Origin of the sequence: Paraburkholderia fungorum, from assembly GCF_046026025.1 — a bacterium.
GTDB lineage: Bacteria > Pseudomonadota > Gammaproteobacteria > Burkholderiales > Burkholderiaceae > Paraburkholderia > Paraburkholderia fungorum_E.
Window position 1 is genome coordinate 21,239 of sequence record NZ_JAQQFL010000051.1, and the last position, 12,161, is coordinate 33,399.

The window sequence follows — 12,161 nt, forward strand, 5'->3', positions numbered from 1 at the left end:
TCTTATTGCGCCTGTGTTGCCTGGCGCTGCGCGGCCTGCTGTTGAGCTTGCTGCTTAGCAACGTGCCTACCGACCATGCAACCTCCGACCGCACCGATGACTGCGTGGTGCCCCGCGTAATGCCCAGCGACCCCGCCTACCGCTGCGCCTTTGAGACAGCCCGCGGCATTTGCCGTGCCGGCTGTTGCGAAAGCCAGCGCCGTTGCAATCAAGGCGGTTCTTATCAAGCTTGCGTTCATTTGAAAATACTCAGAGGTTGAATTTTTCGGACGTGGCGCCGTCCGGTGTCGTTTCAATACCCGCGCCACTCGTGCTCACGCCATTCCTGGCGGCGCCATTCACGTTCACGCCACTCGCGGCGTTCGCGCCATTCACGGGCTCGCCAGTCGTCGTCACCGCCGTACGCGACGGCGACCGGTGCGGGAGCATACACGACGGGAGGTGGCGGTGCGTACACCGGTTCTGCGGGCGCATACACAGCCCCGGGAATGCCTAATCCAATGGCGACGTCGACGTGTGCCGATGCTGCCGTTGATGCTGCGAGTACCGCCAGACCGAGCGCTGCGCCGAGAATTTTCTTGTTCATCTTCGCTACTCCTCACACATTGAGTGCAATGTCAGTGACTACGGCTCGGAGTGTAAGGAGCGATGTCGGACACATGTGAAACGGCGGTGCGAGATTCGTAACATGGGATTACTCCAGGAGGCGTCCCGCGAATCAAAGGTCGGCACAAGGTCTCCGCATCACGTCACGTCTATGATTGACCACCCTCGGTCCGCCAGCTGACTTCGTTTGTCATCGGGAAGGCGGCTGCTCTGAATGGCAAATGCAAGGTAATGCCGTGGACGGGTCGCTGCGACAAAGAGGTTATGCAATGACTTGAGTATTTGCGCATCTTTCACGCCAAGGCTCGATTCGGTCCCGCACAGAAATGGAAGCACGTCGGGTATGTCGTATCGCTTGTTGAAGAACGACTGGAGTACAAGGGTCGCCGCGTGCGTCTCACCTTTGACAGATGCTATCGTCGCGACCTCAATGTCGCCAGCAGGCGCACCGCTTGACGTCGAAGCAGCAGGCGCCACTGGCCCGGTAAAGACGGCGACGGCATGACAGAGCAGTTCAGCGGCGTCGACGGGACGCTCGATGAGCGCAGTAAGCTCAACCGCGAGGGAGTGGAGCACGGCCTCCCAAGCGCTTGCTGTGTCGCATGAAACCGGTGTTCGAAGGAGCATCTCGCAAATCGAATTTGCCTTCTGGACAACACGAGCGTCACCGTCGATTGCGAGTTGGCGCCAGGACTTGACGCCATCCACTGCTGGCCATTGAAGGTCTTGCAGCAGAGACAGGATGGCTGTCCGCATTCCATTAACGGCGTTCGCGAGATTTCGCGACTCTGCGCGGGCGACAGAAGCCGCCTGCAGCGCGCTATGCAGATTCGTAAGTCGTTCCAACGTGGATGTGGTTCGATATGCTCCGGCGGCCGCATAGTCACCTAGGAACCGACCGCATCCCTTGGCCGTGACCGGTTCCTTCCGTGCGCAAACGGCCTTCACTCCGTACTTGGCAATCTCGTCCGCCGGAACCAGTTGCCTTGCACTGTCCAGAAAGGTGGGTATCACCTTCTTTACGCTCTCGTCCGTGAAAGTAAAGAGCGATATCGGAATGTTGCTCTCGGGGTTGTCGCCCACAATTTCCGGGCCGAATACCCGGAGGCTGTTCGCGACGGATGCAATGGGCGCCCCGAATCGCTTGCTCGTCGAGATTGGGAGCGGCGAGCCAGTCGGGAAAGCCGCAGCTGTCTCATCGCCAGCTCTCAGAATACGCTGGTTCACGTCGCCGAATCGCTGACAGATGCAATCGCTACCCATCGCGTTTCGCAGCAACTCAACCTGTGCATCGCTTGTGTCCTGCATCTCGTCGATGAACACTATTGGAAAGCGATGGCGCAAAGCCTCGCCGAGGGCCGGAAAGTTAGCAAATGCATGTTGCGCGAAAGCGAACATGTCGTCGTACCGGAAAATGCCATCTGTCAACAGACCGGCCTTGAGGTCCTTGATGTCCGGGTAGCTTTTGGCAGATAAGCCCGGCAATTTGCCTTTCGCGCACGACAGTTCCAGTGACGGCCCCTCATAGCGTAACGTCACCAGTGCCGGAGCATAGTCGTGCGGCTTCGCCTTAGCGAGAGCTCGCAACATCCAATTGGATTCGACGCGACGGTGGGAGATGCGGGCATGTTCATCGTCATCTATGACTCGGACCCGGATTCCCGAGCTTCTCAGTAGCGGGAGCGAGATGAACGTGTGAATGAACGACTGAATGGTGCCAATGAAATGAGGATGGGTGAACAGCCGAGAGCCGAAGCGACTTTCCTGAAGTCGGGCTTCGATTTCGTCCCGCGCAACGTTCGTATGCGAGAGGACGCAGATGCCGCGCTTCTCATACGACCACCTCCTTGCCAGTATCGACAGCTTCGCCGCAAGGAGCGTTGTCTTGCCGCTGCCGGGCGCCGCCTGGACATCGACGGTGCCGCACGCGGACAAAACCGCCCGGCGTTCGGGGTGCGCAAAGTCGAGCGTTGGATATTCGAGTTGCAGCTCGTCGATGTCCGCCTGGGCTACTGATGGCACGCTCATTTTGCAGTCGCTGCCGCAGCGGGCGCCGCTGGCCCCGCAGGTGCCGGCGGCGGGGCCGCAGTAAGCCGTTCACTCGTCACGTACAGCAGGGCCTTCTTCAGGTATGCCGGGAGCGAATCCTGCAGCGCCTTCCCCTTACCGTACTTGCCCGTCTTGAGTAGGTAGGCGCAGAACTGAGCTGTCACAACTTTAGACGCGTCTTTCTCTGAAAGCGGTTTGTAGATGTCTGCTGCTATGAGGTGCGAGGCGGTCTTACTGGTCGTGTATTTGCCCCATCTGTCGGTGGCGAGTTTCAGTTCAGCTTCAATCTCGGCTGCGCTCAGGTAGCCGTCGTCGCCCGCTTTCACAGACAGAGCGACGGCATCGTGCATCAGTCTCGCACACCCGGAGTGCGCAATGTCGTATTCGAGAGTCCAGCCGTCGGAAACGAAAACCTTGGTTGACCCTCCCTCGGCACGCTTTTCTTTCCGACTGACGTGTTCTTCCTTCTGCGCAGCGGTGAACTGGTCCTCAAAGCGCTTCTTGTTAGCCGGCCGCTCCACGTAGTCGATGTGATTCGGGACAATGTCACGGTCGGTGATGCACGCAACTGGTAGTGGAAGCACATCGCCGTTCTCGCGTTGAAGGATTCGTGCGTACCGGAACAGGCCAACCGTTCCGACGTTCACGATTGAGACCCCATATTCGGAGAACGACAGTCCGCATTGGGTAGCAAGTGTGGGAAGCAGGATTGCCTCAGCCGGCCCTTCGACAATGACGACAGAGCGGGCGAAAAACAGGTTCGCTTTCGTCGCATCCAGAAAGCGCTGCAGGTAGGCATAGTCCTCGTCCTTGAGCTTGGTCAGCCCCTTTCGGAGCGGATAGGGCTTGCCTTTCACCATCAGAATAGTGCTCTCGACAGGAGCTGCGGATGCAAGTGTCGGACTGTGCGTGCTTATGAGAACCTGGACAGGGTGCTCCTTCCTCTCTGCGTGCTCTCTGAACAAGTCGAGCACGCGGCCCTGCAACTGCGGATGAATGTGGGCTTCCGGCTCTTCGATGAGAAGCAGCGCCAGTTCTTCTCCCTCGCTTAACAGGACCAGCTCTGCCGACATAAAGAGGACGTTGTTGTAGCCAAGGCCGCGGGCGCATTGCTCAAGCTCGGAAACGCTGGAAGGTGGCAGGAGCGATAGCTCCAGTTTCTCGAGTATCTGGAGCAGCGACATTTTCGATGAGATGCCGATGCGTGAGGAGAGCTGGTCGCCTGAAAACGAGACACGCGCCAGGTGCTTGTCGTTCACTTCCTCCTGGACGGCTTTGATGACCTCGCTCGATGAGATTCGGTGCTGTGCCTGCTGCATGAAGCCGACGAGGGTGGCCGGCACCTTGGATGGGTCGTCTCGGTCGAAGTCGTCGATATCCTGGCCATCAATCTTTTTGTGCGCCTGAAGTATCTGGGAGAGGCGCGACTGGCGCCCGGCTCGTAGCTCCGCTTCGGCGTCGCGCAGTGGCCGGAGATACGTTGCCCGAATCAGGTCGCGTACCGCACTCCCGATTTCAATGCCGGAGCCACCTTCGCCCGACATGAAGGACGTGATTACGCTGCCTCGGTTGCGGCCAATCGGCTTCCCGATTTTCGCTGTGACGTGCACGACCAAATATGGGTCGCCGCCATCGTCGGGATAGGTGAGCCACTCAAGTACCGTCGCGCGTTGCTCCTTGCTCAAGTCGCGGAATTCTGCCTGCAACCAGAGCGTATTTGCCCGCGAACTGCCTTCGACGTGGAAATCCTGTTCCTGAATTCTGAGAAACTCGTAGCTGGTTGTCAGCAAGATATGCCGAATGGCGTCAATGACCGAGGTCTTGCCCGTATCGTTTTCGCCCACCAGCACATTCAGGCCAGGAGCGAACTCAAGGTCGAGGTGCGCCACTTTATCTTTCGGGCCGAAAACACGAAAGTTCTCTCCGCTTATGCGTTTTAGATACACTTCGTCTCCCTGCACATTGTTGATTTCTAAGAGACGTCTACTTTAATGCAGCGCACGGCGCTTGCGCCGCCGGAAGCGAATCGGGGGCTGCAATCCGTGTCAACGAATATCTGACGAGCCTCGCGAAGCCATGGCTGCGTAATCGACTGTGTAAGCAAGCACTCAGAGCTCGCTTTTTGTTGCGTCGGCACGCGCGATTGGAGTGGCTTACCTCGCGCGGGTCCGCAATGCGTCCAGACGGGCGGCGCATTTTGCGTGCGAACCACCACGCTTGTAGGCCTGTACCGCCTTTGTGCTGTCTGGGACGATGTCGCCGGGAGCACTTCTGTCCCAGTGCCCCTCCCAGTACAAACCAAGGTTGTACGCGGCCGACCGGTGTCCGAGCTCCAGTGCCGTGGCATACATGTCCTTGGCCATATCGAGGTCGGGGTCCATGCCGCGACCAAGCCGCGCACTGTCCGCGAGAGCCGCTGCCGCCATTCCGCGCAGCGGCTCGCTCGCCGTATCGTCCTTCAGCACGTCGCCCAGAATGACATGCCCTCCCTCGTAGTCCGCAGGCCCGCCTGTCTCTGTGACGAGAGACAGTGCAAGCGCGACCCGAAGCGACGGATGACGGTCAGGGCCAACCCGCTCAAGCAGCCGCCGGCCGAGATAAGGTGCGCCCGGCAGCGGGCTGGTGAGCAGGCCATTCGCAATGGCCGCGATGGATTCAAGTGAAAGAAAGCCAACCTTGTTTGCCGACACAACGTGCCGGAAGAACCTCTCCACGTCGAGTGAAGGGTCGCCTTGGCGAAGTTGTGCCCATTCGTGTTCAATCTGGCTAAACCAGCTGGAATCTACGGACATCAGGTTTGGGCGTCCTTTGGTGAGTGATGAGAACGATGATACCTCACCGTAGCTATTACTTCGACGGTCCGCAGAGCAACCTTCACTTGACAGCCACCAGAGTATCTTTTCCTCAACGTTTCGGGATGTATGGCCACGCGACTTAGATAACGCTCAGCAGACCAAAAATAAATGCGGCGATGCTCGCTGCCATGGCGAACTGGCGACGTCGATTGTCGGCGTTGTGTTTGAATAGCGCAGAAAGCCTACGCGCCCTCTGTGCTCCCAAATTGCGATAAATCGCGGCACAGACGTAGAGGACCAGCGTGCCCATCAAGGCGGTCAGTATCAGCCTAAGGTCGTGACTTTGCTTCGCGATAACAAGAAGTATTAGAACGGAGCCAAGCGTGAATAAATATCCGGAAAAAAGCCAGTAGACCATTACGTCACCCGCCAAGATTGTCGCATCAATAAGCGGACGCGGAGGGCGGTCCTCCCTGTAACCCATCATACGGTTCAAAGAGGCTTCAACGCGCTTGGTCGCGTTCCACACTGCCTTTCCGGTCTTGGCCCAACTACGGGCCGAATTGCGCAAAACCCGATGGGTCTTGTTGATTTGAAGCGCGAGTTGGCTGAGAACAAAAATGGCAACGACTGCTTGAATCCAAGCACTCGAGAGATATACCTTGGCGAGATTCAACAAAGGAATGAACGATTGCATTGAAGGGCTCCGCAGAAGATGGTTGGCGAACAAACGAAGTGCTACGCGTCAAAATCAATAGGGTCGCGCACGCAGCGCCTCGAAATTGATGCCATCGGGCGCCAGTACAACTTGGTTATCGGGAGTTCACGGCGCGCGTCGACTTGCGACAGCCACATCGGAATAGTTGTCGCTACTCTGACTTAACGACGCGAATCGGCGCACCGCTATCGCCCTTGGGCCTGCGGCTGCTACTCGGCGCCGCAATGACTTCGCAACAGCGAAGCAACTCGTGCGCATAAGTGAAGGCAGCGTCACGAACCATCGGCTCGCGGAAATACACCAGCCAGACCAGAGCGAAGACAAGGCACAAAACAAGTTGAATCGCCGTTCTCGGCTCGACCAGCGACAAAAGAACTGATACGTCCGCATGCAATGCTGCAGCGCCCAACGACCACGATGCTGCAGCAACGCATATCGTAAAACCAATCCAGCGCACACCGTAGCCGTTGCGCCGGAAGCCATAGGTTGCGTTCTCAGCCGACAGCAACGGAAATCGTTTCTTGTCACGCGTATGTTGCAGGAGCCATTTCAGCGCAGAGCTATATCTCTCATCGGCGTCTATCGGGTCTGCCGCCTCCTCCGAGGCACTCGGAAACTTCACCTTCGCCTTTGACTGCAAGCAGGCGTGGTACCGAGCCTTCGTATGCGCGTCAAGGAGCGGGTCGGAGTGTCGTATCAACTGCAAGCTTGGCATCCCGCCCCACCGAGCGAACAGCTTACGCTCCTTCGCCCTTCCGAGTCCCCGGCTCATATCAGCTAACAGCCATAAGCCTCCAATTGCGATGAGGAGCGTCGCGAGTCGCCCCAACAGGGTGACATTGTCGAAACTCAGCACCGCCGCTGTGAGCAAAGGCGCCACCGCAAGCAAAGCTGGAGCGAGTCGCGCCTTCCGGTCGTACGCATCAAATAATATCTGTCCACCGAAGAGCATGATGTTTTCCTTACTGGTGGCCATCTCGCACGAGTGCCGAATAACCATCTGGTCGGCGGATAAGCAAGACAACGGCGCCGGCCAGGGTTCCCTCGAGTCGATTCGCGGTTGCCACGTCGGTCGCTGAGGGACCAGCAGGCTGCAGATGACTATGCCAGGTACCCAAACACCACAAGACGCGCCGCCCAGACTCGTCGTATGCTGCAATCCGTTCCGTCAGACCTTCAGTGCCGAGGACGAAGGTGCCCGCCGAGCGTCTGCTGTCTGGCGGGGCATCGAGGACATCAGCAATCGTGATTTCGCGAAGTGTCGGTGATACGCGACCGACAACTACGCCGCCGGTTTCGACCGTCGGATAGTTGGCGACATCAGCACATATCTTGCGATGTGCCGGGCCAAGAACCCGGACAGTCCATCCCGCCTTGTCGCTCACCGGCACAACATGCGTTGCGGCTATATCCTCGCCGCTCCATGCAACCGACATACCGTCCGTCGATACCTGCGCAAGCGATATCGTTCCGTGTTCGGAGAGTCCGTCGCGCTGCAAATTCAACGCGAACTGCCCTGCGCCAGCGGCAATTAGCGAGATTCGCGCGTCCGTCATCGGAAGGGTGACCGAGTTGCATCCGACACCAACTCCGACCACACTCTTGTGCTCACTCTGGGGCGCTCGGAGAATTCCTTCCCGACGCATTCGCTCGTACGCGTAGACGACAAGGTCGGCAGTGGTCGGGTTCCTGCCGGCGCCTTCGACGGTCAACAATCCCACTTCGCCGAGGTTTAGAGCGCATGCTTCCATGACTCGCGCTCCGAATGGAGCGTGAGCGAGAAAGTGGCGCACGGACGGTGAGCCGGTGGTGTTCACAAGTACAGACCTACTACTGTCGAAGAATTCGTTGAATGACTTGTCGGCGAAAGGCATCACCATAACGTCACCTTCGAATACGGCTGGCTTGCGTCCGCCAGAGAAAGGAGCGAGAACCGACGCCAACTGCCTGCTCTTGCTTACCACCGAATTGAGTTGTGCTGGGAATAAGGCGTGCCGCGCCGCGTTGTGCGGCGAGAAGCGGTCATGGTCGACTAGCAGTTTGGGCTGGACGCCCGCGCGAGCGATATGCAGCGCTACCTTGGAGCCGAGACTGCCACACCCGACAAAGCCGAAGTCGACCGTCGGCACGGCGTCACCGAGACCAGACGTGCGTCGCAGAAGGCCCACTGACAACGGCGTGGTGAAGAGCACCGGCGCAACCGGAATGGCGTCGGGTGAGCGGAGCGCCTCCGGCACCCGCAAGTCAAACCTGTAAGCCAAGAGTTCATATTCAGTCGCCAGACCGATTAGATGGGCAGGCCGTCGAATTGCGAGCACAACGTACACCGGCAGCGCAACAGGCCCTTTAAGCTGTCGCGCGACCGCATCGAGGTTCGCCGTGAAGCGTTCGAACGCCTGTGCGCAACCAACCTCATCAGCTCGTCGTTTTATGTCGCTGAGTGTCTGAACCGTGTCGGGCTGGTAGTGGCCAATCGCCGGCGGCGCTCCATCGCCGCCGATACCCGGCCAGCAAATCGCCAGCACCGTTTCGCCGAATCGCAGGTCGTCCTCCGAACGTACATTGCGATAGAGCTTCAACAATTCGCCCTTATCCAGGGTCGGCCGTGCCGTACGTTGATTCCATCCATACGACCCGCGAACTGCCATGGACCAGACCGTCGAGACCCGGTACAACTTTGCGTTTCCGAACAAATGCTGGTCCGTGACCAACGCGTCGACGTCGATTTCCAGCATATCCTGGCAGTTGTCTCGCCGCGTCGGCTCCCAGCCTTGCCCGTAATCAATAAGTTTGTTTTCTGCAGCTTTCTCGAGCCATACAGCCATCTGGCCGAACAAGCGGCCGACGCCCTCGCTGTGCAACACATCGAGCGTGCTTCCGAAAACAAGGCACGGTGGCACCCGGTCGCCGCGGCGATGCGGATTGATATGCGGCAGCGTAGCGTTGAAATCAGGCCGCAGGGTGGGATGCGGCGCGCGCCGGGGATACTCCGCAGGGAAGCGGAACTCCACGGTTTCAACTGGGCGAACGCCCGTCGGACTCGCGCCAATGGCCCGCCAAGTCGACGGCAGATTGGTGTCGAAGTCGGCGGTGACGACGACCATGCCGTCCGCCGCTTCCTCCACTCGAACGTCACTGACTGACGGGTGCGCGCGCAGTACCGTCAATGCGTCGTCGATTGCCATGGTCAGCGGCACGCTTCGCCTCCTTAACCATGCGCCAACGGCTCGGCGCCAAGACCACCGACCGCCGCGACTTTTGCGGCGTTGGCAGACTGCTTCTTGACCCGCTTAAGGCCGCCCTCCGATACCTCGAAGGTCAGGGGCTCCGGATTGTCTTCTGACAGGTACGCCGAGGTGTTCCAGAATTCCCCCTTCGCGCCCTTTGCAATCGCCACGTACTCTTCCTTCGCGCGAATGCAGGGCGGGTCGACGTCATCGTCCTTGATAATATTTGAACTGGCGACAATGGTCGCACCCAGCAGCGCTTGGCTCAAAGCCGATAGTGCGTCCTCACTTACTTCGGCATCGCGTCCGCACTCGCTCCAACTGTCGTAGGACAGCGAATGCCACGAACAATGGTGCGGTGTCGACAGCAGGTTGTACTCAAGGGCTTCGAGCTCCTCCTTGTGTCGGGCCCACTGTCGCTCCCAAATCGCAACTTCGGCGTCGCCGCCTGACAGGAATTTGACTGCTTCCGGTGTACCGCCCGCGCCAATCGAGTAGTTCATGATGACGCTCGACTCGTTCTTGCTGAGCACCTCTTCTTCCTCATCGTCGTCCGCGAGGAGCGGCGCTAGCAGCAAGGCGCTAAAGTTGTTCTGATGGGCGCCGCATACGCGCTGGATGGATTCCCCCTCTTTCACCAGAATTCCGCCGAGAGTGTCCGTTTTCCCGTTTTGGTCTTCGCCGAGAATCAGAATGCGGTCGCCGTCCGTGTCAATACCGCTCTTTTCATAGAGCTTGACCCGGCGCTTGGCCTCCCGATTCCATGCCTTCGCGTCTTCACACAGGCAGTGATTCTTGGCGTGTGAACGCCGGAAAATCAGCGGCGATGACCACATTTCGCGGATGACGATTTTCTTCGGGTCATCCTTATCGCAATAGTCAGCGAGCGGGGCCAGGTGAAAGTGCTCTTCGAGGCCGCGGCAATGGTCCTGGTCAGGATGACTCAGAACCATCACGTCGACGTACGGGCGACCCTGCTCATCCGTCTTCAGCGCGTCGCGCAGGTCTTTGGCAACGTCCCGGATGCTGTCGTCAGGCTGCCGAATGTTCACGTCAATAAGGATAGTCCGACCACTCTCCAGTTTGATGAGCGTCATGTCGCCGTTGCCGACGGGGTAAAAAGTGATTTGCGGAGTCATATTCGCCTTTCCAAAGTTGCGCCGCATGGCGTCTGTCAAAGGGTTGCTTGTTGGCATCCCGATACGCTCGCGCCCCATTTTTGTTTCTGCCGACTTTCGGAAGTCGCGAATCAAAAGTTCGGAAAAGCGAACTTACAGCCAATCTATAGCCGTATTCCGCCATTGTCAACGAAAAAGTTCGGAATCGTGGTAGTCTATGCTCGGTGTAGTTGTGTTCAGGAGTTCGACATGCCAACCCGGCTCGGCGATAAATTGAGAGAATTGAGAAAAGAGAAGAGTCTTACGCTCGAAAAATTGGCTGACATGGCCAATATGAGCAAGAGCTATCTATGGGAGCTTGAAAATCGGGAGTCCCAGAGACCCTCGGCCGAGAAATTGACGCAGTTGGCGGACGTTCTTGGTGTAGCCGCAAGCTATTTCATTGAGGAGGATGTCCGAAAGCCGGAGGAGCGGCACCTCGATGAAGCGTTTTACCGGAACTACCAGAAGTTGGACACTACCGCTAAAGAACAACTTCGCAGAATCCTCGACACATTCAAAGACAAGCCTTAAGGCCTATGAAGCTGTCTCCCGCGAAGGAAGCGAATCGCTTATCGCAAATCCTTGACCTCTTTCACCAGACGCATGGAGACGCGAGGTTTCCCGTCGACGTTGCGAAGCTCGCGCTGGAGTGTGGAGAACTCTTCAATCTGGCGGACCGCATCGTAGGAATTGAACCAGCCCCTATAAGGGGATTCGAGGGAGGGCTGTTTCGCACCGGCCAGTCGGAGTGGAGGATTCTCTATAACGACACGCTGTCGTCCGAAGGGCGCATTCGGTTCACACAAGCTCATGAACTCGGTCATTACATTCTGCACCGTGCGGCACAAGACGCGTTCGAATGTACAACTCGCGATATGCTGGAATGGTCTGCGACCGAAAGGGTCATCGAGTCCGAAGCAGATAAGTTCGCTTCGTATCTACTGATGCCTCTTCATGACTTCCGGTCGCAGGCTGCGGGCGACGTCGACTTGAACTTGCTGGGGCGCTGTGCGGGCAGGTACGGTGTTTCTCTAACTGCGGCAATTTTGCAGTGGCTCTCCCACACTGATGAAAAGGCCGTGGTTGTGCTTTCGCGTGACGGCTTTATGGACTGGTCGTTCGCCAGTGAACCGGCGTTCAAATCCGGCGCTTTCTTTCCAACGCGCAAGAAGGTCATCGAGATTCCCGGGAGTACGTTGGCGGCCGATGCACGAGTCCTGCACGACAAACAGGGACTATCGATTGCTGGGAGAGCCTGGTTCCCGCACGCAGAGCAGGCCATGCGGTTGCGAGAGATGAAGTTGTCGGCAGAGCAGTACGATTGCACCTTAACGCTACTCGTATTGCCGAAGGCGGCGGACGTCTGGGCGCCGCGAGAGCGAACGTGGGAACGAGACTAGCGCTATTAAAGGTCCTTTATGTAGTGACGCCCGTGAGTCGGATGAGCCTGCGATGGGCGGCCTCAATGTGACAGCCACAGATGGGGTAACGCCCTTAGGACCTAGGGCGGCAGGTACCGCAATCCTTGGAAGAACTGAGTCCCGTCCGGCTTGACAGCCTCGACCGTTTCCCGTGGAAACCTACGACGGAGTTTTGGGTTGTTGCA

The 12,161-nt window shown here is 58.1% G+C and carries 11 protein-coding genes; 2 read left to right on the forward strand and 9 right to left on the reverse strand.

Features of this window, described 5'->3' with window-relative positions:
- Positions 1-2: 2 nt before the first annotated feature.
- The 9 genes from PQR67_RS35655 to mblB form a co-directional block, all read right to left on the reverse strand.
- Positions 3-239, reverse strand: coding sequence for a hypothetical protein (locus PQR67_RS35655; protein WP_408467509.1), 237 nt, complete (start codon positions 237-239; stop codon positions 3-5).
- Between the two features lie 53 nt (positions 240-292).
- Entirely contained in the window at positions 293-586 is a 294-nt protein-coding gene (locus tag PQR67_RS35660; RefSeq protein WP_408467488.1) for a hypothetical protein, read from the reverse strand.
- 158 nt (positions 587-744) lie between these two features.
- Positions 745-2,634, reverse strand: a complete 1,890-nt coding sequence (locus PQR67_RS35665; protein WP_408467489.1) for a UvrD-helicase domain-containing protein — start codon at positions 2,632-2,634, stop codon at positions 745-747.
- Entirely contained in the window at positions 2,631-4,601 is a 1,971-nt protein-coding gene (locus tag PQR67_RS35670) for an ATP-dependent nuclease (protein ID WP_408467490.1), read from the reverse strand. The genes PQR67_RS35665 and PQR67_RS35670 overlap by 4 nt, the downstream gene beginning before the upstream one ends.
- A gap of 207 nt (positions 4,602-4,808) precedes the next feature.
- Positions 4,809-5,447 (reverse strand): SEL1-like repeat protein, encoded by a 639-nt coding sequence (locus PQR67_RS35675; protein ID WP_408467491.1) that lies wholly within the window; start codon positions 5,445-5,447, stop codon positions 4,809-4,811.
- Positions 5,448-5,589: 142 nt separating this feature from the next.
- Positions 5,590-6,147: a hypothetical protein gene (locus PQR67_RS35680; protein WP_408467492.1), complete on the reverse strand. Its 558-nt coding sequence runs from the start codon at positions 6,145-6,147 to the stop codon at positions 5,590-5,592.
- A gap of 172 nt (positions 6,148-6,319) precedes the next feature.
- Complete coding sequence (locus PQR67_RS35685) at positions 6,320-7,144, reverse strand: hypothetical protein (RefSeq protein ID WP_408467493.1); 825 nt, start codon at positions 7,142-7,144, stop codon at positions 6,320-6,322.
- Positions 7,131-9,365, reverse strand: a complete 2,235-nt coding sequence (gene cap2-3, locus PQR67_RS35690) for an anti-phage 6A-MBL system cap2_3 protein (RefSeq protein WP_408467494.1) — start codon at positions 9,363-9,365, stop codon at positions 7,131-7,133. The genes PQR67_RS35685 and cap2-3 overlap by 14 nt, the downstream gene beginning before the upstream one ends.
- Positions 9,366-9,376: 11 nt before the next feature.
- On the reverse strand, positions 9,377-10,534 hold the full coding sequence (gene mblB / locus PQR67_RS35695) for an anti-phage 6A-MBL system MBL-fold protein (protein ID WP_408467495.1): 1,158 nt from the start codon (positions 10,532-10,534) through the stop codon (positions 9,377-9,379).
- A gap of 228 nt (positions 10,535-10,762) precedes the next feature.
- Here mblB and PQR67_RS35700 point away from each other — a divergent pair, with 228 nt between their 5' ends.
- Positions 10,763-11,086: a helix-turn-helix domain-containing protein gene (locus PQR67_RS35700; RefSeq protein WP_408467496.1), complete on the forward strand. Its 324-nt coding sequence runs from the start codon at positions 10,763-10,765 to the stop codon at positions 11,084-11,086.
- 5 nt (positions 11,087-11,091) lie between these two features.
- Positions 11,092-11,955, forward strand: a complete 864-nt coding sequence (locus tag PQR67_RS35705) for an ImmA/IrrE family metallo-endopeptidase (protein ID WP_408467497.1) — start codon at positions 11,092-11,094, stop codon at positions 11,953-11,955.
- Positions 11,956-12,161 lie beyond the last annotated feature (206 nt).

Coding starts and splice junctions, on each gene's coding strand:
- PQR67_RS35655 (WP_408467509.1), bottom strand. CDS start 239: ATGAACGCAAGCTTGATAAGAACCGCCTTGATTGCAACGGCGCTGGCT.
- PQR67_RS35660 (WP_408467488.1), bottom strand. CDS start 586: ATGAACAAGAAAATTCTCGGCGCAGCGCTCGGTCTGGCGGTACTCGCA.
- PQR67_RS35665 (WP_408467489.1), bottom strand. CDS start 2,634: ATGAGCGTGCCATCAGTAGCCCAGGCGGACATCGACGAGCTGCAACTC.
- PQR67_RS35675 (WP_408467491.1), bottom strand. CDS start 5,447: ATGTCCGTAGATTCCAGCTGGTTTAGCCAGATTGAACACGAATGGGCA.
- PQR67_RS35680 (WP_408467492.1), bottom strand. CDS start 6,147: ATGCAATCGTTCATTCCTTTGTTGAATCTCGCCAAGGTATATCTCTCG.
- PQR67_RS35685 (WP_408467493.1), bottom strand. CDS start 7,144: ATGGCCACCAGTAAGGAAAACATCATGCTCTTCGGTGGACAGATATTA.
- mblB (WP_408467495.1), bottom strand. CDS start 10,534: ATGACTCCGCAAATCACTTTTTACCCCGTCGGCAACGGCGACATGACG.
- PQR67_RS35700 (WP_408467496.1), top strand. CDS start 10,763: ATGCCAACCCGGCTCGGCGATAAATTGAGAGAATTGAGAAAAGAGAAG.
- PQR67_RS35705 (WP_408467497.1), top strand. CDS start 11,092: ATGAAGCTGTCTCCCGCGAAGGAAGCGAATCGCTTATCGCAAATCCTT.